Origin of the sequence: Micromonospora sp. WMMA1947, assembly GCF_027497355.1 — a bacterium.
Lineage (GTDB): Bacteria > Actinomycetota > Actinomycetes > Mycobacteriales > Micromonosporaceae > Micromonospora.
The window spans coordinates 657596-684068 of record NZ_CP114909.1 but is presented as its reverse complement, the minus strand read 5'-3'; the positions used below and the strand labels follow the sequence as shown (position 1 = coordinate 684068).

Below are 26473 nucleotides of genomic sequence, written 5' to 3'. Positions count from 1 at the left end.
CACTTGCGCGGCGGAGGCATGATCGCCATCGTGACCGCCTCCACCGCCACCGGCCGCGCCGCCGGTTCGCTGTTCGGCCTGGCCTACGGCGACGCCCTGGGCAAGCCGACCGAGTTCCTCACCGTCACCGAGATCGTCCGGCGCTACGGCCCGGCCGGTCCGCGCGAGCTGACCGGCGACCCGGCCCTGGTCACCGACGACACCCAGATGGCGCTCGCAGTGGCGTGGGCGCTGCACGAGGCGCCCGCGTACACGGCCGAGGCGGTGGAGCCGCTGCTGCGGCAGCGCTTCGTCGACTGGTCGGTCAGCCCGGAGAACAATCGCGCCCCCGGGATGACCTGCCTGCGGGCCTGCGCCGAGCTGGCCCGGGGTGCCCGCTGGCAGGAGGCCACCGTCGCCGGTTCCAAGGGCTGCGGCGCGAACATGCGCGTCACCCCGGTCGGGCTGCTCGACGTCGACCTCGACACCATGGCCGGGCTGGCCCAGCTCCAGGCCGGGCTCACCCACGGTCACCCGACCGGGCTGGCGGCCAGTGAGCTGACCGCGTACGCGGTCCGGCTGCTGCGCGACGGCGTGGCGCTGCCGGAGCTGCCCGGCCTGCTCACCGAGCGGGCCCGGGAGCAGCGCACCGTCTACCGGGACGACTGGCTCGGTGACCTGTGGCAGCGGCCCGGCGGGAGCAGCGCCGCCGAGTTCGTCGCCCGGGGCTGGGACGACTGCCTGCACGTGCTCGGCCGGCTGGAGGCGGCGCTGGCCCGCCCGGACGACGGTGGCGACCCGTGCCGGCTCACCGGTGAGGGGTGGATCGCCGAGGAGGCGCTCGCCACCGCGCTGCTCTGCGCGCTGCGCCACGCCGACGACCCGGTCGGCGCGCTGGCCCGGGGCGCCACCACAGCCGGTGACTCGGACTCCATCGCCGCGCTGGCCGGCGCGTTCGTCGGTGCCGCGTACGGCACGGCGGCCTGGCCCGCCGGGTGGGCCGGCCGGATCGAGTACGCCGACCAGCTCACCGCCCTCGCCGACGCGTTCGACGGGGAGGCGCCCGGCGGCGGCTCTCGCGGCCAGGGGTGACGCCGCCCGCGCTCAGCCGGTGAGGTGGCTCAGCCGGCGGACGCCACGCCACAGGTCCGGGTCGCAGGTGCCGGCCCGGTCGGCGAACGCGCCCAGCGGCACCGCGATCGGCTCGCTCACGTCGAGGTAGCTGTCGTGGTCGGCATCGGGATCCCAGCCGCGGGTCGGGATCGGCAGGTGGTCGTCCCGGTCCGACTTGTCCTGGCTGGTGATCTTCAGGACCTCGACGTCCCCGCCGTCGATTCGCAGCACCAGACAGGGGCGCACCTTCGAACCGGTCCCGTCGGCGTACGGCACGTCGGCCCACCAGATCTCCCCGGGCCGCGGCTCGTCCCGGTCCCGCCCGGCGTCCCGGGGCCTCGGCGCCGCGCCGGCGCGGTCACCCCGTGGCCCGGTGCTGGCCCGGTCACCTCGGCGTCCACCGCCGGCCCGCTCGTCGCCGCGCCCTCCGCCGGGCCGGTCGGTGCCGGTCCGGCCGCCACGCCCGGTGCCCCGCCGCCCGTCGGCCCGGCCGCGCGTGCCGGCGGCGCGTTCGGCCGCCCGGCGGCGCCAGTCGTTCCACAGCCACCCGGCCGCGACGCAGGCCACGATCACCAGCGCCCAGATCACCCCGTCGCGCATCCGCCGCCCGCCTTCCGACCGTTGTCGCCCAGTACCGCCGACGCGATCGTCGCACGGCCGGGACCTGCCCGCCGGATGGCGCGGCTGGTGCCGGTTCGCCCTGCTCGGCGCGGGTGGCCGGACGGCTGTCACAGCCGACCGCTACGGTTCTCGGGTAGCACCAACACGGGAGGTCGACAGCGGTGTCCGAAGGTGGCGGCGTGTCCGAAGAAGCGGTTCCCCCAGCGGTCGACGCGGCCCAGGACGCGGCGGCGGGTGCCGAGCCGACCCCGGCGGCCCGGGAGCGGCACGCCACGCTCAGCCAGGAGCTGACCGAACACCAGTACCGCTACTACGTCCTCGACGCGCCGACAGTCACCGACGCCGAGTTCGACAAGCAGCTGCGGGAGCTGGAGGCGCTGGAGGCCGAATACCCGGCGCTGCGCACCCCCGACTCGCCCACCCAGCGGGTCGGCGGCACCTTCTCCACCGACTTCACCCCGGTCGCGCACGCCGAACGGATGCTCTCGCTCGACAACGCTTTCGCCGACGAGGAACTGGCCGCCTGGTCCGAGCGGGTCGAGCGGGACGCGGGCGGCCCGGTGCCCTACCTGTGCGAGCTGAAGGTCGACGGGCTCGCCATCAACCTCACCTACTCCAAGGGCCGGCTGGTGCGCGCCGCCACCCGGGGCGACGGGCGCACCGGCGAGGACGTCACCGCCAACGTGCGCAGCATCAAGGGCGTGCCGGCCCGGCTGACCCCGGCGGGCGACTTCCCCGACGTGCCGGAGTTCTTGGAGGTGCGCGGCGAGATCTACTTCCCGGTGGCCGCGTTCGCCGACCTGAACGCGAGCCTGGTCGAGCAGGGCAAGGCGCCGTTCGCCAACCCGCGCAACGCCGCCGCCGGCAGCCTGCGGCAGAAGGACCCCCGGGTGACCGCCTCCCGCCCGCTGCGCCTGGTGGTGCACGGCATCGGCGCGCGCACCGGGTTCCGGCCGGCCGCCCAGTCCGAGTCGTACGCCGCGCTCAAGGCGTGGGGGCTGCCCACCAGCGACCGGTGGCGGGTGGTGGACGACCTGGCCGGTGTCGCTGACTACATCGCCTACTACGGCAAGCACCGGCACGACGTCGAGCACGAGATCGACGGCGTGGTGGTCAAGGTCGACCCGGTCTCCATCCAGGGTCGCCTCGGCTCGACCAGCCGCGCGCCCCGCTGGGCGATCGCCTTCAAATACCCGCCCGAGGAGGTGAACACCAAGCTGCTCGACATCGACGTCAACGTCGGGCGCACCGGCCGGGTCACCCCGTTCGCCGTCCTCGAACCGGTCCGGGTGGCCGGGTCCACAGTCGCGCTGGCGACCCTGCACAACGCCCGCGAGGTCGAGCGCAAGGGCGTGCTCATCGGCGACACGGTGGTGCTGCGCAAGGCCGGCGACGTGATCCCCGAGGTGCTCGGCCCGGTGGTCGAGCTGCGCCCGGCCGACGCCCGCCCGTTCGTCATGCCGACCACCTGCCCGGCCTGCGGCACTCCGCTCGCGCCGGCCAAGGAGAGCGACGTCGACATCCGCTGTCCCAACGGGCGTGCCTGCCCCGGCCAGATCCGCGAGCGGGTCTTCTACCTGGCCAGCCGCAAGGTGCTCGACATCGAGGTGCTCGGCGAGAAGGGCGCGGCGGCGCTGCTGGACGCCCAGATCATCACCAACGAGGGCGACCTGTTCCAGCTCGACGCCGAGCAGCTGAGCCGGTCGCCGTTCTTCGTCAACAAGGACGGCAGCCTGGGCAGCAACGCCACCAAGCTGCTCGACAACCTCGCCGAGGCCAAGGAACGCGACCTGTGGCGGGTGCTGGTGGCGCTGTCCATCCGGCACGTCGGCCCGACCGCCGCCCAGGCGCTCGCCCGGCACTTCCGGTCGGTCGCCGCGATCGAGGCCGCCGGTGAGGAGGAGCTGTCCTCGGTGGACGGCGTCGGCCCGACCATCGCCGCCAGCGTGAAGGAGTGGTTCGCCGTCGACTGGCACCGCGACGTGGTGCGCAAGTGGGCCGAGGCGGGCGTCCGGATGGCCGAGGAGGCCGCCGACGAGGGGCCGCGACCGCTCGACGGCGTCACGGTCGTGGTCACCGGCACGCTCAGCGGGTTCAGCCGCGACCAGGCGGCCGAGGCGATCCAGGCCCGGGGCGGCAAGGTGACCGGCTCGGTCTCCAAGAAGACCGGTTTCGTGGTGGTCGGCGACAATCCCGGATCCAAGGCCGACAAGGCCGCCACCCTGAAACTGCCCATCCTCGACGAGGACGGATTCCGCGTGCTGCTCGACTCCGGCCCGGAGGCGGCCCGCGAGGTGGCCCGGGTGGAGGACTGACAGGCTGGTCACAGCTTTCGTCCGGCGGATACCAAGTTAATTACGACTCCGACCGATTCGTGACTGTCGTGTCGGGGAAATCGCCTCGGAGGGCGTTTCATTGGCGTACGACGCGTGACGGCGCGCGCCAGGACGTTCCCCGGGAGGTGCGATGGAGACCGGCGACCCGCGTAACTCCGTCCCGCCCGGGCGGAGCGGGCCGTTCTTCGGCTTCGTCACCGCGATCGGCGCGGTCGCCCTGGCGGTCTCGGCCGGGCCGCTCGTCGCGCTCGCCGACAGGTGGAGCGAGCTGCCGGCCGCGTTCTGGACCATGGCGGTGCTCGCCGTCGCCTGCGACGCCCGCCCGTTCGTCCCGCCCGGCCGGCGGCAGACGTCGGCGGTGTTCCCGTCGACCTGCTTCACCTTCGCCATCCTGCTCGGCTGGGGCTTCGGCCCGGCCGTCGCGGTGCAGGCCGTCGCGGTCGCGGTGAGCGGCTGGCGACTCGGGTACGCCCCGTGGCGCACCGGCTTCAACGCGGCCCAGTACGCGTGTGCGCTCGCCGCCGCGTACGCGGTCAGCCGCCTCGGGCCGGGCGAGCTGTTCGACGGCGACCGGCTGCACTGGACGGACGTCGCGGCGGTGGGCGGCGCGACGCTCGCCTGGTTCGTGGTCAACTACGGGCTGGTCAGCTCCGCCGTCCGGCTGCGTTTCGGCGACCGGTGGTGGCCGAGCGTCCGCAGCGGCCTCGCCTACGAGCTGCTGTCCACCGGTTCGCTGCTGCTGCTCGCGCCGGTGCTGGTGGCCGCGGCCCGGGCCAGCGCGGCACTGATCCCGCTGGTGCTGGTGCCGCTGTTCGCCGTCTACCGGATGGCCCGGCTCTCCGACGAACGGGAACAGCTCGCCGACCTGGACCCGCTCACCGGGCTGCCCAACCGCAAGGCGCTGCTGACCGAGGTGGCCGAGCAGGTGCACCTGCACGGCGAGCGGGCCGCCCGGGGCGCGCCGGACGCGCACGTGGCGCTGCTGCTGCTCGACCTCGACCGGTTCAAGCACGTCAACGACGCGCTCGGGCACGCGGTGGGGGATCGCCTGCTGGTCGAGGTGAGCGCCCGGCTGATGGGCGCGGTCGACGGCGGCGACCTGGTGGCGCGGCTCGGCGGCGACGAGTTCGCCATCGTCGTACCCCGGCTCACCGACATCGACCAGGCGCGCGAGCGGGCCGACCGGGTGGTCGCCGCGCTCGCCGAGCCGGTGCCCCTGGACGGGTTGCCGCTGGACGTGGGCGGCGCCATCGGCATCGCCCTCTACCCCGACCACGGCGAGGATTTCGCCACCCTGATGCGCCACGCCGACGTGGCCATGTACGACGCGAAGCACCGCAACGACACCGTGGCCGTCTACGCGCCGGAGTCCGACCACAACTCGGCCGAGCGGCTGAGCCTGCTGGCCGACCTGCGCCGGGTGCTGGAGTCCGGCCCGTCCGCGCAGGGCGGGGAGACGGTGGGCGTACGCGGGGGTGACGGCGCCGCGCTGGAGCCCGCGCTGCCGGTCCGGGCCGACCGCCCGGCCCGCAACCAGCGCCCGGCGCGCGACGGCGGCCGAGGCGGCCGGCGGTCAGGCGACGGGCCGAACCGGTGGCTGCGGCGCCGCCGGGACCGGGCCGAGGAGCGGCACGACGACGACCTGATCGAGCGGATCCTCACCGGCGCCGACCCGATCCGCCGCCGGGCCGCCCACGCCGGGGCCGGACCGGTCGCGGGCCCGCTCGTGGTCGGCGAGGCGGAGTTCACGCCGGCCGCCGGGACCGCCGACGGGGACGTCACCCACGACACCGAGGCTGCTGTGAGCACCGGCGCGCCGGGCGTCATCGGGCCGACCGCCGACGGGAACTCCACGGCGGCCGGGCCGGACGACCAGGCCGGGCACCCGGGCGAGATCACCATGTACTACCAGCCGCAGATCGCCATCGCGACCGGCGAGGTGGTGGGCGTCGAGGCGCTGCTGCGCTGGCGGCACCCGCGCCGGGGCATGGTCGACCCGGGCGAGCTGATCCAGGTCGCCGAGCAGAGCGCGGTGATGCGGCTGCTCACCCGCCGCGTGGTGGACGACGTGGTGGAGCAGCTCGCCAAGTGGTCGGCGGCCGGGCTGGCGCTGCGGGCCGCGCTCAACGTCAGCGTCCGTGACCTGCACACCGGCGAGATCGCCGACCAGATCGCCGACCGGCTGACCCGGTACGGCGTGCCGCCGGAGCGCCTCCAGGTGGAGATCACCGAGGGCGCGCTGATGGCCGACCCGCGGCGGGTGCTCGCCAGCATCACCCAGTTGCACCGGATCGGCGTCGGCATCGCGCTGGACGACTTCGGCACCGGCTACTCCTCGCTGCAGCACCTGCGCCGGCTGCCGCTGTCCGAGGTGAAGGTGGACCGGTCGTTCGTCCTGGGGATGGCCGACGACCCGGACGACGCGGCGATCGTCCGCTCGATGATCGAGCTGGCCGGCGCGCTCGGGCTGCGGGTGGTGGCCGAGGGCGTGGAGGACGAGCGCACCTGGCGGCTGCTGCACGCGGCCGGGTGCGACGTGGCGCAGGGCTGGTTCCACGCCCGGCCGATGCCGGCCGAGGACCTGGTGGCCTGGCTGTCCCGCTACCGTCCGGTGCGCCCGGCGGAGGCGGGGAGCCGCAGCGGTCCGGCGCCGGAGGGGGAGTCGAAGGCGTCGTCGTGACGGCGGGACAATAGACTCGCTCCGGTCACCGCGCGTCATCGAGTACGCCCGTACGCGCGGGCGGCCCACCGCAGACGTCTCAGGACAGCCACGAAGGGGGCACTGATGGCCGCCATTTCCCGCGAGGAGGTCGCGCACCTCGCGCGACTGTCGCGGCTCGCCGTCACGGAGGAGGAGCTGGACACCTTCGCCGGCCAGCTGGACGTGATCCTCCAGTCGGTCGCGCAGGTCGGCGAGGTCGCCGCGGCGGACATCCCGCCGACGTCCCACTCCGTGCCGCTGACGAACGTGCTCCGCGAGGACGTGGTGCGGCCGGGTCTGACCCCGCAGGAGGCGCTGTCGGGCGCCCCCGACGCCGAGGAGCAGCGGTTCCGCGTCCCGCGGATCCTGGACGAGGATGTGGCCTCATGAGCGAGCGTACGACCGACCTGACGAAGTTGAGTGCCGTGGATATCGCCGGGCTGGTGGCGAGCGGCGAGACCTCCGCGGTCGAGGTCACCCAGGCCCACCTGGACCGGATCGGCGCCGTCGACGACCGGGTGCACGCGTTCCTGCACGTCGACACCGAGGGGGCGCTGGCCGCCGCACGCGCGGTGGACGAGCGCCGCGCCGCCGGTGAGGAACTGGGCCCGCTCGCCGGTGTGCCGGTCGCGGTGAAGGACGTGCTCACCACCAAGGGCGTACCGACCACCGTCGGGTCGAAGATCCTGGAGGGCTGGCGTCCGCCGTACGACTCGACGATCGTCGAGCGGCTGCGCGCCGCCGGCACGGTGATGCTCGGCAAGACGAACATGGACGAGTTCGCGATGGGCTCCTCCACCGAATACTCGGCGTACGGGCCGACCCGGAACCCGTGGGATCTGGAGCGGATCCCGGGCGGCTCCGGCGGCGGCAGCGCGGCGGCCCTGGCCGCGTACGAGGCGCCGCTGTCGATCGGCTCGGACACCGGCGGCTCGATCCGCCAGCCCGGCGCGGTGACCGGCACGGTCGGCGCGAAGCCCACCTACGGCGGCACCTCCCGCTACGGCCTCGTCGCGTTCTCCTCGTCGCTGGACACGCCCGGCCCGTGCGCGCGTACCGTGCTCGACGCCGCGTTGCTGCATGAGGTGATCGGCGGTCACGACCCGCGCGACTCCACCTCGATCCCGGCCCCGGTGCCGGACGTGGTGGCCGCGGCGCGGCTCGGCGCCACCGGCGACCTGACCGGCGTCAAGCTTGGCGTGGTCACCGAGTTCACCGGCGAGGGCGCGGAGCCGGGCGTGATGGCCGCGTTCCGCGAGTCGGTCGAGGCGCTGGCGAAGCTGGGCGCGGAGATCGTCGAGATCTCCTGCCCGCACTTCAAGTACGCGCTGCCGGCCTACTACCTGATCGCGCCGAGCGAGTGCTCCTCCAACCTGGCCCGGTTCGACGGCGTCCGGTTCGGCCTGCGGGTCGGCGACGACGGCAACCGGTCACTGGAGGAGGTCATGTCGCTGACCCGCGAGGCCGGCTTCGGCCCCGAGGTCAAGCGGCGCATCATGATCGGCACGTACGCGCTCTCGTCGGGCTACTACGACGCCTACTACGGCCAGGCGCAGAAGGTCCGCACCCTGATCACGCGGGACTTCACCAGCGCGTTCGAGCAGGTCGACGCGCTGATCTCGCCGACCACGCCGTTCGTGGCGTTCCCGATCGGGTCGCGCACCGCCGACCCGTACCAGATGTACCTGGCCGACCTGTTCACCATCCCGACGAACCTGTACGGCGGCCCGGCCATCTCGGTGCCGTGCGGTCTGTCCGACGGGCTCCCGGTCGGCTTCCAGATCATGGCGCCGACCATGGCCGACGACCGGATGTACCGGGTCGCGGCCGCGCTGGAGAACGCCGTCGGCACGCTCACCCCGCCGACGATCTGAGCTGACGGGACTCTCACGCGCCCGGTGCGGTCACCACGACCGCGCCGGGCGCGTCTGTCGTCGCGGCGACACGGTGATCAGCGATCAGTGGATTGTCCGGGGCCACTGGCACTGGTCGAATAAACTCCGAGTCTGCTGGATCGACTGGACTGTGACCCGCTGGCGGACGCGAGCGGTTCCGACCGAGAGCTGGATGTGCGATGGGGACACTTCGCCCGGTCATGGCCCTGACGATGGTGGTCGCGCTGCTGCTGGGCACCGGGCAACCGGCCGCCGCGCAACCGGCCACCGTCTCCACCGAGACCGTCACCATCACCTCGGGCAAGCCCCGGTCGGTCATGGTCATCGGGCAGGTCTACGCGATCCACACCGTGGAGGCGACTGGCGGCACGGCGCCGTACCGGTTGTCGGTGGCGTCGGGCAGTCTGCCGCCGGGGATGCTCGTGGTGGGGACGTCGCTCGGTGGCGCGCCGACGACGCCCGGGACGTACACGTTCACGTTGCGGATGACCGACCAGAACGACCTCTTCGGCGAGCAGACGGCGACCATCGAGGTACGCGAACCGACTGTCGTCATCACGTCGGGCAAGCCCCGGTCGCCCATGTACCTCGGCCGGGTGTACGCGATCCACACCGTCGAGGCCACAGGTGGCACCGCGCCGTACCGGTTGTCGGTGACCTCGGGCAGTCTGCCGCCGGGGATGCTCGTGGTGGGTACGTCGCTCGGTGGCGCGCCGACGACGCCTGGCACGTACACGTTCACGTTGCGGATGACCGACAAGAACGACCGCTTCGACGAGCAGAACGCCACAGTCGTCGTCGCCGAGGCCGCGACCGCGTTCACCTCCGGCGACCCGCCCGCCGCCACCGTCGGTAAGCCCTACTCCTTCCGGTTCACCGCCGACGGCGACTCGGACATCGTGTTCGCCCTGGCCACCGGGGCACTGCCGGACGGCCTCACCCTCGACGAGGAGGGCAAGCTCAGCGGCACCCCGAGCAAGGCCGGTACGTTCGCCTTCACCGTCGCGGCGAAGGGATACAGCACCAGCGCCACGAAGCAGGTGTCGCTGATCGTTGCCGCCCGGACGCCGGGCACCCCGACGGCGCCCCCGACCTGGTCGACGCCCGCCCCGGCCGACCCGACTGCTACGCCGACCGCGAGCGATCCGACCGCCACGCCGTCGGAGAGCAGCCTCCCCGCGACGCCCCAGCCGACACCCTCGCCGTCGAAGGTGAGCGGCGCGTGGCTGCCGATCACCGGGCCGGGTTCGCCGCTCGTGCTGCTGCTGTTGAGCGTCGTGGCCTTCTCCATCGGCGGCATCCTGCTCGTGCTGGCGTACAACCGTCGCCGGACCTTCACCACACCCGAGTGACGCCCGGCCCGGGTCAGGTCGTCGTGGCGGGCCTGGCGCCGCGATCTCGAAGCCCGGCAGCGGGGTGATCGGGTCAGCCGATTAGGCTGGAACGGTTCTGTCCGGATCGCGCCTGGAGCTCAGATGACGACGACACTGCCCGCGTACGACGAGGTCGTCGCGCGCTTCGAACCGGTGATCGGCCTGGAGACCCACGTCGAGCTGGGCACGAACACCAAGATGTGGTGCGGCTGCCCGACCGACTTCGGTGGCGAGCCGAACACCCGGGTCTGCCCGGTCTGCCTCGGCCTGCCCGGTTCGCTGCCGGTGGCGAACAAGGCCGCCATCGAGGCGACCATCCGGATCGGGCTGGCGCTGAACTGCTCGATCGCGCAGTGGTGCCGCTTCGCCCGGAAGAACTACTTCTACCCGGACATGCCGAAGAACTTCCAGATCAGCCAGTACGACGAGCCGCTGTGCTTCGACGGCTACCTGGACGTCGAGGTGAACGGCGAACTGGTGCGCATCGGCATCGAGCGGGTGCACCTGGAGGAGGACACCGGCAAGACGCTGCACGTCGGCGGCGCCACCGGTCGCATCCACGGCGCCACCGAGTCGCTCGTCGACTACAACCGGGCCGGCATCCCGCTCGTCGAGATCGTCACCAAGCCGATCCCGGGCACCGGCGCGCTCGCGCCCGAGGTCGCCCGCGCGTACGTCGCCGAGCTGCGTGACGTGATCCGCTCGCTCGGCGTCTCCGACGTGCGGATGGAGGAGGGCTCCCTGCGCTGCGACGTCAACACCTCCCTCAACCGGCCGGGTGAGGAGTGGGGCACCCGCACCGAGACCAAGAACGTCAACTCGCTGCGCTCGGTCGAGCGGGCGGTCCGCTCGGAGATGCTGCGCCAGGCGTCGGTGCTCGAGGCCGGTGGCCGGATCACCCAGGAGACCCGGCACTTCCACGAGGACACCGGCGACACCACGTCGGGCCGGTCCAAGGAGACCGCCACCGACTACCGGTACTTCCCGGAGCCGGACCTGGTGCCGCTCGCCCCGGACACGGCGTGGGTGGCCGAGCTGAAGGCCGCCCTGCCGGAGCTGCCGCGCCTGCGTCGCAAGCGGATCCAGCAGGACTGGGGCCTGTCCGATCTCGACATGCAGTCCGTGGTGAACGCGGGCGCGGTCGAGCTGATCGAGGCGACTGTGGCCGCCGGCGCCACCCCTGCGGCCGCCCGGAAGTGGTGGCTGGGTGAGCTGTCCCGCCGCGCCAACGAGACCGGCGTGGAGCTGGCCGACGTGGGCGCGACCCCGGCTCAGGTCGCTGAGCTGCAGGGCCTGGTCGACACGGGCAAGCTCAACGACAAGCTGGCCCGTACCGTGCTGGAGGGCGTGGTCGCCGGCGAGGGCTCGCCGACCGAGATCATGACCAACCGCAACCTGGAGGTCGTCTCGGACACCGGTGCGCTCACCGCCGCCGTGGACGAGGCGATCGCCGCCAACCCGGACGTCGCCGACAAGGTCCGCAGCGGCAAGGTCGCGGCGGCCGGCGCGCTCGTCGGCGCGGTCATGAAGACCACCCGCGGTCAGGCGGACGCGAAGACCGTCCGCGAGCTGATCCTGGCGCGCCTCGGCGCCTGACGTACGTAAGGAAGGGCCCCTTCTTAACGCCTGGTGCATGGGAAGGGGCCCTTCCTAACGCCTCGCCACCCCCGGACAGGGCGTCAACGGCGACGCCCGGATGGAGTCACCGTGAACCAGCACGACCTCGACGTCCTCGACGAGATCCAGCGCCGGGTGCTCTGGCTCGCCACCCGCATCGTCGACGCGGCCAACCACGACCGCGACACCGGTGACGGGGTGAAGATCGGCGGCCACCAGGCGTCCAGCGCCTCCCTGGTCACCGCGATGACAGCGCTCTGGTTCCACCACCTGGACGCCGAGGACCGGGTCGCGGTGAAGCCGCACGCCTCGCCGGTGTTCCACGCGATCCAGTACCTGCTCGGCAACCTCGACAAGGCGTACCTGCCGAAGCTGCGGGCGCGCGGCGGGCTCCAGTCGTACCCCTCGCGCACCAAGGACCCGGACGAGGTGGACTTCTCCACCGGCTCGGTCGGCCTGGGCGCCGCCGCGCCGCTGTTCGCCGCCGTCACCCGCCGCTACGTCGACGCCCACTTCGGCGCGCGCCCGCACTCCCGGTTCGTCGCCATCATCGGCGACGCCGAGCTGGACGAGGGCAACATCTGGGAGGCGGTCGCCGACCCGGCCACCACCGGACTCGGCAACGTGATGTGGCTCGTCGACTTCAACCGCCAGTCGCTGGACCGGGTCGTCCCCGGCATCCGGATCAACCAGTGGCGCGGCCAGTTCGAGGCGGCCGGCTGGCACGTCGTGGAGGTCAAGTACGGCCGTCGGCTCGCCGAGGCGTACGCCCGGCCGGGCGGCGCGGCGCTGCGCGACTGGATCGACCGGATGCCCAACGAGCAGTACCAGTCGCTGTTCGGGCTGGCCGGGCCGGCGCTGCGCAAGCAGTTCCTGGACGGCGCGCCGGCCGAGGTCGCCGCGTTCGTCGCCGACATCGGCGACGACGAGCTGGGTCCGCTCGTCACGGACCTGGGCGGGCACGACGCGCAGGCGATGCTCGACGCGTACGCCCAGTGCGACGCGGTCACCGACCGGCCCAGCGTCGTATTCGCGTACACGGTCAAGGGCTGGGGCCTGCCGATCGCCGGCAACCCGCGCAACCACTCGGCGCTGCTCACCACCGAGCAGGTCGACGCGCTGCGCGCCGCGCAGGGCCTCACCGCCGAGACCGAGTGGGACCGCCTTGACCCGGCGTCCCCGGCCGGCATCCGGGCCGGCGAGCGCCGGGAGGCGCTGTCCCGCGCGCCGCGCGAGCGGGCGCTGGGCGTCACCGTTCCGGAAACCACGAGGGTACGCGCGAACAAGCCCGTCTCCACCCAGGAGGTCTTCGGGCGGGTGCTGGTCGACCTGGCCCGCGATCCGCAGGTCGCGCCCTACCTGGTGACCACCGCGCCGGACGTGGCCACCTCGACCAACCTGGCCGGGTTCATCAACAAGACCGGCGTCTTCGCCCCGACCGAGCAGCGTTCCTGGACCGAGGACCGGATGTTGCGCTGGACCGAGAGCCCCGCCGGGCAGCACATCGAGCTGGGCATCTCGGAGATGAACCTGTTCCTGCTGCTGGGCCAGCTCGGCCTGTCGTGGGACCTGTCCGGCCAGCCGCTGCTGCCGGTGGGCACCGTCTACGACCCGTTCGTGCTGCGTGGTCTCGACGCGTTCCTCTACGGCACGTACTCCGGTTCCCGGTTCGTGGTGGCCGGCACCCCGTCCGGCATCACGCTGGCGCCCGAGGGCGGCGCGCACCAGTCCACCATCACCGCCTCGGTCGGCCTGGAACTGCCCGGTGTGACGTTCCTGGAGCCCGCGTACGCAGGCAGCCTCGACTGGCTGCTCTGCGACGCGCTCGGCCAGATCGCCGGCGGCGCCGCTCCGGCCGCCACCGCCGCGCCGGCCGAGGACGGGGCGTACTACTTCCGGCTGAGCACCCGGCCGATCGACCAGGCGCCGTTCGAGGCCGCGCGTACGCGTCTCGGCGACGCGGTGCTGCGGCGGCAGGTGGTGGCCGGCGCGTACCGGCTCGTGGACGCGCACCAGGCGTACCCCGATCTGGCTGACGCCCCGGTCGTGCAGCTCGCCGCCTCCGGCGCGGTGCTGCCGGAGGTGCTCGCGGCCGCCGCGGAGCTGGCGGAGGAGGGCGTGGCCGCGCACGTGGTGGACGTGACCAGCCTGGACCGCCTCTACCGGGCGTGGCAGCGGACGCTGCGCCAGGGCGTGCGGACCGCGACCGTGCCGAGCGTGCCGGGCGCGCTGCGGTCGGCGTTCGCCGATCGGGTGCCGGTGGTCACCGTGCACGACGCGGCGTCGCACGCGATGGCCTGGCTCGGCTCGGCGGTCGGCGCCCCGGCGGTGCCGCTCGGTGTGGACGAGTTCGGCCAGTCCGGCAACGTCCGCGAGCTGTACGAGCTGCACGACCTGCTGCCCGGCAGCATCGTCAACGCCGCGCTGGCCGCGATCGCGCTGCGCTGAGGCGCCTGCCTCGCGCTGACCGCACGCCATCCACGGGGCCGGCCGGACATCCCGGGCGGCCCCGGGTCGTCGCGGTGCAGGGCCGGCCTTCCGGCGCTGCCCGGCGCTGCCCAGCGCTGCCCAGCGCTCCCGGCGGCGCCCGGCGCTGCCCCGGGCGCTCCCGGTTCGATTCTGGGACGGCGGTCTGCGTTTTGGCGGATCCGGCCGACGCGGTAGAGGGTACTCATCACAGAAAGTAATGGACTGCTCGGTTGCGGTGAGTAACCGGCCCTGGCGGCCTCAGGAATCACCTCGCGGCCCCTTTGCTCTGCAGCCATATCCGCAGCACCGCTCTGAGCTGGGGTGGCACGGGCGCACCGCCGCTCTGCACCCGCCCACGCGGCGACTCTCGGTGCCTGCTGCGTCGATGGCTGCAGAGCAAAGGCGGCGTCGGGGTAACCCGGTGCCGGGCAGCCTCGTGACGCGGAGTGACCGGGTGTTGATGCGGCAGAGCACCGGACCGACCGCGTGAGGGGAGGCGGCGAGAAAAGCGGTGCGGTCAGCTCGTGGGGGTGGGGCTCAGGGTGGTCGTACCCGGGGAGGGCGACTCGGAGGGGCCGCGGGTCGGGGTCGGGGTGACCGGCACCTGGTCGCCCTTGGCCGGGTCGCGGATGACGTGCCGCTCCAGGTTGACCTGCGACTGCCCGGTGCCGCCCACGGTGATCTCGTCGTACGCCTGGAGCAGCTTCTGCTGGTCGAAGTAGAGCACCGTCATGGTCAACGGGGTCGGCTTCTCGCCCTCCAGGCCGCGCAGCCCGGCACCGCCGGTCGAGCCCTCCACCATCAGCGTGGTCGGCTGTTTGCCCTCCACCTGCGGCAGCTTCGATACCTGCCGGGAGTGGGTGTGCCCGGAGAGCACGAGCGGGCAGGTGCCGGAGAGCGGGCCGGCCGAGGCGGGGTCGTGGATGAGCGCGATGTCGACCTTGCGCGGCGACTTCTCGATCATGCCGGCGAGCTGTTCGCCGGCGCCGATCACCTGGTCGGCGACGGCCGAGGTGAGGCCGCTGCCGGCCGGCGAGGTCTCCTTGTCCGGCGTGAAGCGGGGGTCGCCGATGCCGGCGATGGTCAGCCCACCCACAGTCGTGACCGAGTTGTTCAGCACGATCGCGTTCGGCTGCTGCGCCACCGCGGCGGCGGTACGCGGCGAGTCGTGGTTGCCGCGGATGAACACGTACGGCTTCTTGAGCAGGCCGATCGAGCCGACGAACGAGGCCTCCGGCTCGCTGCCCCAGTCGGTCATGTCGCCGGTGTCGACCACCACGTCGATGCCGAACTGTTCGACCACGGTGCGGATCAGCTGCCAGCCGGTCGGGTTGAGGTGGATGTCCGACACGTGCAGCACCCGGGTGGTGCCCGGCGACGGCTGCACCACGGGCAGGGCGGAGACCGTGGTGTAGAGCTTGCTGACGTTGCCGACCAGTCGCTGGAGCTGCTCGGCGTACTTGGTGTAGTCGTTCGCGATCCGGCGCGCGTCACCGACGATCGCCGGCGCGTTGACCAGCAGGCCCTCGTACCGTGGCTCCTCGATCGCCTGCGGGCGCAACGTGCTCGCGGCCACCCCGAGGCTGCCGGCGGTCACGACCAGCGCCAGACCGCCGGCCCAGGCGGTACGACGGACGTCCCGGAAGACCAGCGCGGCCAGCAGCAGCGTGGCCAGCACGGCCGAGGCGAGCGTACGCAGCCCGAGCCGCATCACGCCGTCGCGGACGTCCTGGACGGCCGACTGGCTGGCCCGGCTGATGCTGGCCGGGTCGTCGATGAGCGCCTCGGTGCGCCCCTGGTCCAGCGAGCCCACCTCGACGGTGAGGTACGCCGGGCCGTCGTGGCTGTCCAGCAGCAGCGCGCCCAGCGGCGGGATGTCGACGGTGGTGCCGCCGGACAGCGACGGGCTGAGCTTCAACTCGGCCCGGAACGGGCCGATGTCGGTGCCGACGTGGCCGCCCGCGTACGTGCCGATCACGATGCCACCGAGCGTGACCGCGAACAGAGCAAGCACGACACCCAGCCGGCGCAGCCGGTGACCGGGCCGCCACGCCGCCAGGCGGCGGGCGCGCCCGCGCTCCGGAGACGTCTCGTCCCCGGTGCGGTGCTGTTCGTTCTCGTGGCCGTCCATGCTGAGATTCTGACCTGCCCCTTGAGCGATCTTGACAAACCCGCCCGGCCCGGATCAGCTCCGGCCGGCGCCCCCGTCGGCGAAGACGAGTCGCAGGATGCGGTCGTCCTCGGCGGCAGGTGTACCCCGCCCGTCCCGGTTCGAGGTGCTCACCCAGAGCGAGCCGTCCGGCGCCACCGCGGCGGCCCGTAGCCGACCGTAGCGGTCGGTGAGCAGGTCACGCGGCTGGCCGAGGACGGTGCCGTTGCCGGCCAGCTCCACCAGCCAGAGCCGCTGGCCGCGCAGGCAGGCGGCGACGAGCAGACGGTCCACCGCGGCCAGGCCGGAACAGGAGGCGTCACCGGTGGGCCACTGCGCGATCGGGTTGACGTAGCGCCTGTCGTCGCCGCGGCCCTCGACCCGGGGCCACCCGTAGTTGCCGCCCTTGTTGATCGGGTTGATCTCGTCCCAGGTGTTCTGGCCGAACTCCACCGCGTACATCTTCTTGTCCGGCGTCCAGGCGAAGCCCTGGACGTTACGGTGCCCGGTCGACCAGACCGGGGACCCGGCGGTGGGGTTGCCCGGCGCCGGCTTGCCGTCCGGGGTGATCCGCAGGATCTTGCCGCCGAGGCTCTTGGCGTCCTGGGCGTTCTCGGTGCGCCCGGCGTCACCGGTGCTCGCGTAGAGGTGGCCGTCCGGCCCGAACCCCAGCCCGCCGCCGTTGTGCGTGCCGGACTTCGGGATGCCGGTCAGGATCGGCTTCGGGGCCTCCCCGAGCTGCATCTTCGCGATCCGGTTGTCGTTCTCGGCCGTGTAGTAGACGAAGACCGTGCGGTCCCGGGCGTACGCCGGGGAGACAGCGATGCCCAGCAGCCCGCCCTCGCCACCGGCGGCCACGTCCGGCAGGGTCTGCACCGGCCGCACGGCCAGCCCGTCCGGGCCGGACCCCGGGCCGACCTGGAGGATCCGTCCCTTGTCCCGCTCGGTCACCAGCGCCCCGCCGTCGGGCAGGAACGCGATGCCCCAGGGGACCTCCAGCCCCTTGGCCAGCACGGTGGCGACCACCTGCTGACCGGCTCCGCCGGGACTCGCGGTGCTCGACGGCGTCGGCAGGTTGGGCGGCGCCCCGGCCGGATCCGGCTCGGGCTCGCCGAGGGCACAGCCGGCGGTGCCCAGCAGCAGCGCCGCGCAGGACGCCGCCAGCGCCGTCCGGAGGCGGCGGACACGGGGGTACGCAAGACGCGGGCTCACCCGCCCCAGCCTAGCCGGGTGAACCGGCGAACCGGGCACGTCGCGGGCACGGCGGGGCGCGTCCGGCCGTTCGGAGGAGGCGGTGCCGGTTCAGCCGGCGCGCAGCGCGAGCAGGGCGACGTCGTCCTCGCGCCGGTGCGCGGCGGCGAGCAGCCGGTCGCAGAGCAGGTCCAGGGGTACGCCCGGCCCGCCGGCCTCGAGGTGGGCGAGCAGCTCGGCCTGTCCCTCGTCGATCGGCTGGTCCCGGCGCTCGATCAGCCCGTCGGTGTGCAGCAGCAGCGTGTCGCCCGGTGCCAGGGTCAGCGTCCGGCCGCTGCGCCGGGGCGGCCGGGCCAGGCCGAGCAGCGGTCCGCGGCCGTCCGCCACCGAGACCGTGCCGTCGGCGCGGACCAGCAGCGGCGGCGGGTGCCCCGCGTTGCACCAGGAGACCCGCAGCCCGTCGTCGGCCGGGCGCACCCGGGCCAGCACGGCGGTGGCCACGGTGGGGACCCGCAGTCCGCCCATGGCCTGGTCGAGGTGGGCCACCAGATCCTCCACCGGATCGTCCCGGCCGTACGCGTTGCCCCGCACCAGGTTGCGCAACTGGCCCATGGTGGCCGCCGCCTCGATGTCGTGCCCGGCGACGTCACCGATCGCGGCGATCAGCTCGCCGTCGGGCTGGACGAAGGCGTCGTACCAGTCGCCGCCCACCTCCACCCGGTCGGCGGCCGGCAGGTAGCGGGCGGCCAGCTCGATCCCCGGCACGGCCGGCAGGCTCGGCAGCATGCTGTGCTGGAGCACCTCGGCGACGTGGCGCTGCTCGCCGTAGAGACGGCTGTTGCCGACCGCCTGTCCGGCGCGTACCCCGATGTCCTGCGCGGTGCGCAGGTCGCTGGTGTCGAACCCGCGCCGCCCCGCGCGGTTGACGAGCGTGACGGCCCCGATCACCCGGTCCCCGGCGGCGGTGATCGGCACGGTCAGATGGGAGCCCACGCCGAGCCGCTCGGCGAGCGGCACCAGTTCCGGGCGCGTGGTGCCGCGCGCCACGTCGTCCAGGCCGGCCACGGCCCGCACCACCGGCCGGCCGGTACGCAGCACCGACCGGATCTGCGAGTCCGCGCTGAGCCCGGTGGTCAGCAGCCCGGCGAAGCGGGCCATGTCGCTCGCACGGTCGGCTTCCCGGTGTACGCCGGTGACGGTGCGCGGCCGCCCGGCCGGGTCGACGAGCGTGATCAGGCACCAGTCGGCGAGCAGCGGCACCATCGCGTGCCCGAGCCGGTCGACCGCGGTGGCCACGTCGAGCGTGCCGCCGAGCATCTCGCTCATCCCGGCCAGCATGGCGAGCCGGTCGTGCGCCTCCTCCGCGCGGCGGCGGGCCTGCTCCGCGCCGCGTACCGCGATGCGCAGCCGCAGCTCCGAGGAGCACGCGGCGGCCAGGTCGGCGAGCGTACGCATCTGCTCCTTGGTCCAGGCCCGGGGCTTGCTGTCGATCGCGCAGAGCGAGCCGAGCACCCGTCCGTCCAGGTCGGTCAGCGGCATGCCCGCGTACGCCACCACGCCCAGGTCCTCGACGGCCAGGTTGAGGCGCACCCGGGGGTAGAGGCGGGCGTCGGGCAGGACCAGCGGCATCTCGATGTCGACGACGTGCTGGCAGAACGAGTGGCTCAGCGGGGTCTCCCGGCGGGCCGCCCACGGCTCCGGCAGGCCGGTCGCGCCGGGAAAGAACTGGCGCTCGGCATCCACCAGGGAGACGAGCGCGACAGGTACGTCCAGCAGGTCGCCGACCAGCCGCGCGAACCTGTCGAACGCCTCGTCCGGTACGGCGTCGAGCCGGGTCTCGTCGAGTGACCGCAACCGGTCGGGGTCGGCGAGCGCCGGAATCGGCACGGACACCCGGTCCCGGCCGTCCTCGCTCATCGCCACCGCCCTCAGCAAGCGGAACACCCGAGCGGCATCCCGTTCTCGGTTATACCCCGCCGGACCGCCACTCCATTCCCGGCGCGGTGTTCGTCACGGGTCACGCCGCGCCCGCCGGTCCGGGGCCGATATCGTCGGCGATCGTGAAGGTATGGATCCCGCACCCCGAGGGCCGCCGGCTGCTCGGCGAACTGCCACCCGGCGTCACCGTGGAGCTGCTGGACGACCCGCGGCGGCTTCCGTCGTCCCCGGCCGGGGTGCGGTTCTGGGTGCCGCCGTTCCTGTCCGGCCCCGACGCCGGCGCGCTCCTGGCCGAGTTGCCCGACGTCGAGGTGGTGCAACTGCTCTCCGCGGGGGCGGACGCCTGGGTGGGACGGATCCCCGACGGCGTGACGCTCTGCGACGCCCGGGGCGTGCACGACTCGCCCACCGCCGAATGGGTGGTCGCCGCGATCCTCGCCTCGCTGCGCGGATTCGCGCCGCTGGCCCGGGCGCAGGCCCGGCGCGAGTGGGCGTACGACGAGGTGGCGCCCACTGACGAGCTGGCCGGCAAGCGGGTGCTGATCGTCGGCGCCGGCTCGATCGGCACCGCGGTACGCGACCGGCTCGCCCCGTTCGAGGTGAGCTTCACGCTGGTGGCCCGTACGCCGCGCCCCGACCAGGGCGTGCACGGGGTGGACGAACTGCCCGCGCTGCTGCCCGAGGCGGACGTGGTGGTGCTGCTGGTGCCGCTGACCGAGCAGACCCGGGGCATGGTCGACGAGCGTTTCCTCGCCGCGATGCCGGACGGCGCGTTGCTCGTCAACGCCGCCCGGGGGCCGGTGGCCCGTACGTCGGCGCTGGTCGCCGAGCTGACCTCGGGCCGCCTGCGCGCGGCGATGGACGTCACCGACCCGGAACCGCTGCCCGCCGACCATCCCCTGTGGGAGCTGCCGAACGTGCTGCTCACCCCGCACGTCGCCGGCTCGGTACGGGGGCTGCTGCCCCGCGCGTACCGCCTGGTGGGCGAGCAGTTGCGCCGGTACGTGGCAGGGGAGGAGCTGACGAACCGGGTGGTCGACGGCTACTGATCGCCGGTCTGCCGGTCGCGGTCGGCGTCCGGTAGCTCCTGCCCGGTGACGGCGATCAGCCGGGGCAGCTCGGTGGCGCGTACCGCCGGCAGCACCACCACCTCGCCGTCGTCGAGCCGGGCGACTGCCCTTCCCCTGGGGTCACCGGCGAGTTCGGCGACCCGGGTCCACGGCACCCGGCGCTGCCCGACGAGCGCTCGCAGCCGCAGCTCCCGGGCGTCGGCGTCGGTGCCGGCCCGCCACGCCCAGACCGCGGCGGCGAGCGGTACGAGCAGCACCCAGAGCAGCCACCAGCGGGCGGAGGCCAGGGGCAGCGCGCCGATGGCGGCGACGATCGCGGCGACCAGGATGGCCTGATTGTGGCGGAAACGGACGGTATCGGCGCGGCTCACCCCCCGATAATCCCATCCGGCCCCTCCACCCCACCCCCCGGGCGTCCCCTCGCCCCATCCGGCTACTCCGCCGCGGGCTGCCCTTCCGCGCCCGCCCTCTCCGGCCGCACGCGGTCCGCCCCAGATCTTGGTACGGCTCCGCCCCTCGCGGGGCGGCTCGGTACCAAGATCTGCCGCGTCTGGAGATCTTGGAAGCAAAGGGCCCTCCTGGGGGCCGGTTGCTTCCAAGATCTTGTGTCGGGAGGCGACGCGGAAGCGAGCGGCGTCGATCTTGAATGGGGACCGTCTCCGTGACGTCTGTGGATGTGACGGACGTCACTGGTGCGGTGACGTCACCGGGCGCTTCCGGGATCGTTTCTAGGCGTGGCCGCAGCGGTCCCCGCCGATGCGTCCCCGCCCGCCCCGACCCCGCACGTCGTACCGCGTACCGCAACCGCACCGCCCCCGTGCCCCCTCACGAAGGCGACCGCCGTGCCCGTCCCCCCTCGCGCCGATCCCCGTCGGCGATCAGCCCTGCCCGATGTCGCCGTGTCGCTCACCGGGGCGGTCTTCCTCCTCGCCGGCGTCGCCGGTGCCCTGCCCGGCCCCGCTGCCGCCGCGCTCGCCGTCGCCGGAGGGTTCGCCCTCGCCTGCGTCCGGCTCGCCTGGCTGGCCGGAGCCGCCGCACCGACTGGCCGTCCCACAGCCCCCGTACCGACCGACGGGCCCGCAGCTCCCGCACCGACCGACGGGCCCGCCGCGACTGACAGGCCGGCACCGATCGACCGTCCCGCACCCGGACGACGAGCCGCCGAACCCGGATCGCAGCGGCCCGGACCGCAGCAGGTTGTCACGTTCCGGTGGCGCGCCGGCGAGACGACGGACACCGCCCCGACGCACGTCGCAACGGCGACCGGGCGGCGGGCGCGACGGGCGGCCCTGTCCCGCCGGGTCGCCGCCATCCTCGACAGCGCCGTCCTGACCGCCGGGCTCACCGTCGCGGTGCTGCCGCTGAGTGATTCCGCGCACCGGCTGCCGATCGCGCTGACCGGGTTGTGCCTCACCGGGGTGCTGCACGTGACGGCCCTGCTGCGCCTGCCCGGCCGGTCGCGGCTGTCCGGCCCGGAACTGGTGCGCCGTACCGTCGACGTGCTGGCGCTCGGCATCAGCCTGGTCTTCGCGGGCTGGATGCTGCTGCCGGGCGGCCCGGTCCCGGCCGTCGCCGCGACGGTGGCGGCTGCTGGTGCGGTGGTGCTCGCCGTGCTCGCGGTGGCGGCCCTCGCCGAACGTCGCCGCCGGCCCGGTGCCGCGTGCTGCCACGCCGGAGCCGCGCTGACGCTCGGCGGGCTCACGCTGCTCGTGGTGCTGCTGGCCTACGGTGCGCCGGACCGGGCGCTGCCACTCGTCGCGGCGCCGCTGGTGGCCGGGGCGCTGCTCACCGCCGCCGGCGCCCGGCGTACCTCGGGCGGTGAACGGCCGGGCCGGGACGTGGCGCCGGCCGCGTGGCCCCGCCTGACCGCGCCGGCCGGGATCGCCGCGCTGGCCGCCGGGGTCCACCTGATGACGGCGGGGGAGTTCAGCACCGGCGCGATGGCCCTGGGTCTGGCGGTCATCCCGCCGATCATGGTGGGGGAGCTGCTCACCGCCGCCGACCAGCGGCGCCGGGTGCAACGGCTCGCGGCGCGCGAGGCGTGGTTGCGGCGGCGGCTCGGACCGGACGCCCGGGTGGCCGGGCCCGTGCCGCTGACGCGCGCCGAGCTGGTCCGGGCGATGGCGGAACGCAGCGGCGGTGCCCTGCTCGTCGTCGACCTGCACGGCACCGGTGGCGCGGTGCCGGAGGGGCCGGTGCTCATCGAGGCCGCGCGCCGGCTGCGGGCGGGCTCCGAGACGCACGATCTGGTCGCCCGGCTCGGCGACACCGAGTACGCGGTCCTCACCGATCGGGGGCCGGTGCTCGCGTACGCGCTCGGCATCCGGCTGCTGGCGGCGCTGGCCGAGCCGTACCCCCGGCCCGGAGGCGCCGCCCGGCTGGCGGTGAGCGTCGGGCTGGCCGAGACCAGCGGCGGCGATCCGGAGGACGTGCTACGCCAGGCGGACCTGGCCCGCCGCCGGGCGGTGCAGCTCGGCCGGGACCGGGTCGAGTGGTACGACGCCTACCTGGAGGAGCAGCTGGTCCGACGCCTGGATCTGGAGCGGGAGCTGCCGGGCGCGGTGGCGCGCGGTGAGCTGGACCTGGTCTACCAGCCGGTGGTGGCGCTCGCCGACCGGATGCCGGTGGGCACCGAGGCGCTGCTGCGCTGGCGCAGCCCGGCGCTGGGTACGGTGCTGCCGGCGGAGCTGCTGCCGGTGGCGGCCGACCTGGACCTGACCGGCGAGATCGGGCGGTGGGTGCTGGACCGGGCCTGCCGGCAGCTCGCCGCGTGGTCGGAGGGCGGCCGTGATCTGTGGATGGCGGTCAACGTGACGCCGCGCGAGCTGGCCGCGCCGGACTTCGTGGCGCGCACCGCTACCGCGCTGGCCGCGTACGACGTGGTGCCGGAACGGCTCGTGGTCGAGGTGTCCGAACCGGTGGTGGGCGCGGAGTTGTCCACCGTGGTGGCCCGGCTGGCCGGCCTGCGGTCGCTCGGCGTGCGGATCGCGCTGGACGACTTCCGGGCCCAGCACGCCTCGCTCGCGCAGCTCCGCCGGTTGCCGATCGACCTGCTCAAGGTGGGCCCGCATCTGGTGGGTCCGGGCGGGGACGGGCAGCGTCCGCTGATCGACGTGGTGGCGAACCTGGCCGACCGGCTCGGCGTGGAGCTGGTGGTCGAGGAACTGGAGTCGGAGGTGCAGGTGGCCGGCGCGCGGCGGGCCGGCTGCCGGTACGGGCAGGGCTTCGCGCTGGCCCGGCCGGCTACCGCCGAACGGGTCGAGGCGTGGTTCGAGGAGCACCCGTCCACCGCCCGGTGAGCTGAACCGGTTCAGCGAGGTGTTGCCCGAGGTGGGGCGGTACTGCCGCGCGGCGTCAGGTGCGCCGTCTCGTCCTGGACGACGGTGGCCGGCTCACCCGCGATGACGGCGAGGAGCTGCCGGGCGGCGTGCGCGCCGTACGCCGGGATGTCCCGGCCCAGCGCGGTGAGCGGCGGGTGCACCAGGCGGCAGAGCGGTGAGTCGTCCCAGGCCACGATGGACAGGTCGCCGGGCACGGTGAGGCCCATCTCCTGGGCCACGGACAGTCCGGCGATCGCCATCACGTCGTTGTCATAGATCACCGCCGTGGGACGGCCGGCGGAACTGAGCAGCCGGCGGGTGGCCCGCGCGCCCTCCTCGCCGGTGTAGTCGGACCAGACGGTGGTCGCCTCGTCCAGCCCGAGCCGCCGGCACACGCCGGTGAACGCCTCGGTGCGGATCTCGGTGTGCAGCAACGAGGGCAGACCGCCGACCCGGGCGATGCGCCGGTGGCCGAGCGCGACCAGGTATTCCACGGTCTCCACCAGGGCCGCCGCGTCGTCGGCCCAGACGCTCGCCAGGCCGCCGGTGTGCCCCGGTCCGCCGATCACCACCGCCGGCAGTTGCAGTTCCTCCAGCGCCGGTACGCGCCGGTCGTCGGTGCGCAGGTCGCAGACGAGCACGCCGTCCACCCGGCGTTCGGCCCACCACCGCCGGTAGACGGCGATCTCGGCCTCCTGGTCGCTGACCACCTGGAGCGTCAGCGCGTACGAGCGGGCCGACAGTTCGGCCTCGACGCCGCTGATCAGCTCCATGAAGAACGGCTCGATGCCGAGTATCCGGGCGGGGCGGCACAGTGCCAGCCCGACCGCCTTGGCGGTGGCGCCGGACAGTGCGCGGGCGGCGCTGCTCGGGCGGAACCCGATCTCGGCGGCGATGGCGAGGATCCGTTGCCGGGTCGTCTCGGAGACGCCGGGCTGGCCGTTGAGCGCGTACGACACCGCGCCCTTGGAGACCCCGGCGCGCCGGGCGACGTCGGCGATGGTCGGCCGCTTCACCGAAGCGTTCCTCCACTGTGTCCGGCCCTCACGGGCGCTTCCGGTCGCCGGATCACCGGCGTCTGGTGACGCTACTGCACGCCGTGCCGGTCCCGGGTGCCGCCGTCGGTGGTGGTGAACGGGTTTCGGCGGCGAGCGCTTGTGCGGTTCAGCTTAGAGCGGGCGTAACCCGAGGACTGCCACGAGTGGCCCGGACCTCGGGCGTGAGCGGCGGCAAGGTTAACGGGCCAGCACATCGGTAACCGACCGTTGACAGTCATGAATGGGAACCGTACGGTGGCGTCACTTATCCGGTTCAGTCAACGTCTCTCGATATTCGAGAGCGTTTCCATTCGGCGCGGAGGATGAGATGAGACGGTCCTGGACGCACCTGGCGCGCGTGGCCGCCGTCGGTGCCGTCAGCCTGGTCATGATCGCCGCCTGCAGCGGCAGGAGCACCACCGGCGGCTCGGACTCGGCCGGTGGTCAGGTCACGCTGAAAATCAACTTCTGGGGCGACTTCGGGCTCCAGGATCTGAAGGCCAAGTACGAGGCCGAGCACCCGAACGTCAAGATCCAGCTCAACTCGGGCGAGTACAACGCCCAGCACGAGGACCTGCAGAAGAAGCTCGTCGCGGGCAACGGGGCGCCGGACATCGCGGCGATCGACGAGGGCTTCATGGTCCAGTTCCGCAGTCAGTCCGACAAGTTCGTCAACCTGCTCGACAAGGGCGCCGGCTCGTACGAGAGCAAGTACCTGCCCTGGAAGTGGAAGCAGTCGCTGTCGGCGGACGGCAAGACGCAGATCGGCCTCGGCACCGACGTCGGCGGCCTGGCCATGTGCTACCGCACCGACCTGTTCAAGGCCGCCGGCCTGCCCACCGAACGCGACCAGGTATCAGCCCTGTGGCCCACCTGGGACAGGTTCATCGAGGTCGGGCGGCAGTACACCGCCACGACGAAGAAGAAGTTCATCGACGCCGGCACCAACCTGTTCAACCCGATCCTCGGCCAGCAGCCGGTCGGCTTCTACGACGAGCAGGACCAGCTCCGGATGGAGCAGGGCCCGAAGGTCGCGTTCGACTACACGGTCAAGGCGGTCGGCGCCGGGCTGTCGGCCAACCTGGTCAGCTTCCAGGCCGACTGGGACAAGGGCTTCACCAGCGGCGCGTTCGCGGTGCTCGCCTGCCCGGCGTGGATGCTCGGCCACATCAAGGACACCGCACCCGGCACCGAGGGCAAGTGGGACATCGCCGCGGTGCCCGGTGGCGGCGGCAACTGGGGCGGCTCCTTCCTGACGCTGCCGAAGCAGGGCAAGAACGTCGACGAGGCGTACAAGTTGCTGACCTGGCTGGTCGCGCCGGAGCAGCAGATCGAGATCTTCAAGAAGGTCGGCAACCTGCCGTCGCAGCCGGCGCTCTACACCGACCCGGCGATCGCCGACTTCAAGAACCCGTTCTTCAACGACGCCCCGGTCGGCCAGATCTTCCCGAAGATGGCGCAGGGCCTCACCCCGCAGTACCTGGGCCGCAGGAACGGCCCGACCCGGGTGGCGGTGGAGAACGTGATCCGGCGGGTGGAGAACAAGTCGCTCAAGTCCGACGCCGCCTGGTCCGAGGCGGTCAAGGAGGCCGAGAAGGCCGCCACGTCCTGACCTGTCAGCGGTGACGGGGCGGCCCGGTCCGCCCCGTCACCGTCCGATCTCC

Annotated in this window: 17 protein-coding genes; 11 read left to right on the top strand and 6 right to left on the bottom strand. The window is 73.6% G+C overall.

From position 1 onward, the window contains the following. The first annotated feature begins 18 nt into the window (after window positions 1-18). Window positions 19-1071, top strand: coding sequence for an ADP-ribosylglycohydrolase family protein (locus O7604_RS03200; RefSeq protein ID WP_281578811.1), 1053 nt, complete (start codon window positions 19-21; stop codon window positions 1069-1071). A gap of 12 nt (window positions 1072-1083) precedes the next feature. Here the strand turns inward: O7604_RS03200 and O7604_RS03195 are convergent, their stop codons facing one another. Continuing rightward, complete coding sequence (locus tag O7604_RS03195; RefSeq protein ID WP_281578810.1) at window positions 1084-1692, bottom strand: type II toxin-antitoxin system PemK/MazF family toxin; 609 nt, start codon at window positions 1690-1692, stop codon at window positions 1084-1086. A gap of 200 nt (window positions 1693-1892) precedes the next feature. Here O7604_RS03195 and ligA point away from each other — a divergent pair, with 200 nt between their 5' ends. From ligA to O7604_RS03160, 7 genes are all read left to right on the top strand, one after another. Continuing rightward, window positions 1893-4028 carry an NAD-dependent DNA ligase LigA gene (ligA, locus tag O7604_RS03190; RefSeq protein WP_269701635.1) on the top strand — a complete coding sequence of 712 codons (2136 nt, stop codon included), beginning with the start codon at window positions 1893-1895 and terminating at the stop codon, window positions 4026-4028. A 151-nt stretch (window positions 4029-4179) separates the two neighbouring features. Next, window positions 4180-6729 carry an EAL domain-containing protein gene (locus tag O7604_RS03185; RefSeq protein ID WP_281578809.1) on the top strand — a complete coding sequence of 850 codons (2550 nt, stop codon included), beginning with the start codon at window positions 4180-4182 and terminating at the stop codon, window positions 6727-6729. Between the two features lie 105 nt (window positions 6730-6834). Further along, window positions 6835-7140, top strand: a complete 306-nt coding sequence (gatC, locus tag O7604_RS03180) for an Asp-tRNA(Asn)/Glu-tRNA(Gln) amidotransferase subunit GatC (protein ID WP_013284468.1) — start codon at window positions 6835-6837, stop codon at window positions 7138-7140. After that, window positions 7137-8624 (top strand): Asp-tRNA(Asn)/Glu-tRNA(Gln) amidotransferase subunit GatA, encoded by a 1488-nt coding sequence (gene gatA / locus O7604_RS03175; RefSeq protein WP_281578808.1) that lies wholly within the window; start codon window positions 7137-7139, stop codon window positions 8622-8624. Before gatC ends, gatA begins: the two co-directional genes overlap by 4 nt. Before the next feature lie 221 nt (window positions 8625-8845). After that, window positions 8846-9997 (top strand): putative Ig domain-containing protein, encoded by a 1152-nt coding sequence (locus tag O7604_RS03170; RefSeq protein ID WP_281578807.1) that lies wholly within the window; start codon window positions 8846-8848, stop codon window positions 9995-9997. Between the two features lie 123 nt (window positions 9998-10120). Continuing rightward, window positions 10121-11614 carry an Asp-tRNA(Asn)/Glu-tRNA(Gln) amidotransferase subunit GatB gene (gene gatB / locus O7604_RS03165; protein WP_281578806.1) on the top strand — a complete coding sequence of 498 codons (1494 nt, stop codon included), beginning with the start codon at window positions 10121-10123 and terminating at the stop codon, window positions 11612-11614. Window positions 11615-11725: 111 nt separating this feature from the next. Then, entirely contained in the window at window positions 11726-14083 is a 2358-nt protein-coding gene (locus O7604_RS03160) for a pyruvate dehydrogenase (protein ID WP_281578805.1), read from the top strand. Window positions 14084-14621: 538 nt separating this feature from the next. Here O7604_RS03160 and O7604_RS03155 read toward each other — a convergent pair. The 3 genes from O7604_RS03155 to O7604_RS03145 all read right to left on the bottom strand — a co-directional run bounded on the left by O7604_RS03155 (window position 14622) and on the right by O7604_RS03145 (window position 19361). Then, window positions 14622-16235 (bottom strand): metallophosphoesterase, encoded by a 1614-nt coding sequence (locus O7604_RS03155; RefSeq protein ID WP_281578804.1) that lies wholly within the window; start codon window positions 16233-16235, stop codon window positions 14622-14624. Between the two features lie 54 nt (window positions 16236-16289). Further along, a complete protein-coding gene (locus O7604_RS03150; protein ID WP_269701625.1) occupies window positions 16290-17465 on the bottom strand; it encodes a PQQ-dependent sugar dehydrogenase in 1176 nt (391 codons plus the stop codon). Between the two features lie 90 nt (window positions 17466-17555). Further along, a complete protein-coding gene (locus tag O7604_RS03145) occupies window positions 17556-19361 on the bottom strand; it encodes a SpoIIE family protein phosphatase (protein ID WP_281578803.1) in 1806 nt (601 codons plus the stop codon). A gap of 143 nt (window positions 19362-19504) precedes the next feature. On the opposite strand from O7604_RS03145, the gene O7604_RS03140 reads away from it, so the two are divergent. Continuing rightward, window positions 19505-20431 (top strand): 2-hydroxyacid dehydrogenase, encoded by a 927-nt coding sequence (locus O7604_RS03140; RefSeq protein WP_269701622.1) that lies wholly within the window; start codon window positions 19505-19507, stop codon window positions 20429-20431. Here the strand turns inward: O7604_RS03140 and O7604_RS03135 are convergent. Continuing rightward, the gene (locus tag O7604_RS03135; protein WP_269701621.1) at window positions 20425-20823 is read right to left on the bottom strand and encodes a PH domain-containing protein; all 399 of its coding nucleotides are present in this window, start codon (window positions 20821-20823) and stop codon (window positions 20425-20427) included. The genes O7604_RS03140 and O7604_RS03135 overlap by 7 nt on opposite strands. 528 nt (window positions 20824-21351) lie before the next feature. On the opposite strand from O7604_RS03135, the gene O7604_RS03130 reads away from it, so the two are divergent. Continuing rightward, a complete protein-coding gene (locus O7604_RS03130; protein ID WP_281578802.1) occupies window positions 21352-23751 on the top strand; it encodes a GGDEF domain-containing phosphodiesterase in 2400 nt (799 codons plus the stop codon). 11 nt (window positions 23752-23762) lie between these two features. On the opposite strand, the gene O7604_RS03125 is transcribed toward O7604_RS03130, so the two are convergent. Beyond that, window positions 23763-24788, bottom strand: coding sequence for a LacI family DNA-binding transcriptional regulator (locus tag O7604_RS03125; protein WP_269701619.1), 1026 nt, complete (start codon window positions 24786-24788; stop codon window positions 23763-23765). 349 nt (window positions 24789-25137) lie between these two features. On the opposite strand from O7604_RS03125, the gene O7604_RS03120 reads away from it, so the two are divergent. Next, complete coding sequence (locus tag O7604_RS03120; RefSeq protein ID WP_269701618.1) at window positions 25138-26421, top strand: extracellular solute-binding protein; 1284 nt, start codon at window positions 25138-25140, stop codon at window positions 26419-26421. The last annotated feature ends 52 nt before the right edge of the window (window positions 26422-26473 follow it).

What these genes read in the sequence shown, in the direction of transcription:
- O7604_RS03200 (WP_281578811.1), top strand. Translation starts at nt 19, where the DNA reads ATGATCGCCATCGTGACCGCCTCCACCGCCACCGGCCGCGCCGCCGGT.
- O7604_RS03195 (WP_281578810.1), bottom strand. Translation starts at nt 1,692, where the DNA reads ATGCGCGACGGGGTGATCTGGGCGCTGGTGATCGTGGCCTGCGTCGCG.
- O7604_RS03185 (WP_281578809.1), top strand. Translation starts at nt 4,180, where the DNA reads ATGGAGACCGGCGACCCGCGTAACTCCGTCCCGCCCGGGCGGAGCGGG.
- gatC (WP_013284468.1), top strand. Translation starts at nt 6,835, where the DNA reads ATGGCCGCCATTTCCCGCGAGGAGGTCGCGCACCTCGCGCGACTGTCG.
- gatA (WP_281578808.1), top strand. Translation starts at nt 7,137, where the DNA reads ATGAGCGAGCGTACGACCGACCTGACGAAGTTGAGTGCCGTGGATATC.
- O7604_RS03170 (WP_281578807.1), top strand. Translation starts at nt 8,846, where the DNA reads ATGGCCCTGACGATGGTGGTCGCGCTGCTGCTGGGCACCGGGCAACCG.
- gatB (WP_281578806.1), top strand. Translation starts at nt 10,121, where the DNA reads ATGACGACGACACTGCCCGCGTACGACGAGGTCGTCGCGCGCTTCGAA.
- O7604_RS03155 (WP_281578804.1), bottom strand. Translation starts at nt 16,235, where the DNA reads ATGGACGGCCACGAGAACGAACAGCACCGCACCGGGGACGAGACGTCT.
- O7604_RS03145 (WP_281578803.1), bottom strand. Translation starts at nt 19,361, where the DNA reads ATGAGCGAGGACGGCCGGGACCGGGTGTCCGTGCCGATTCCGGCGCTC.
- O7604_RS03120 (WP_269701618.1), top strand. Translation starts at nt 25,138, where the DNA reads ATGAGACGGTCCTGGACGCACCTGGCGCGCGTGGCCGCCGTCGGTGCC.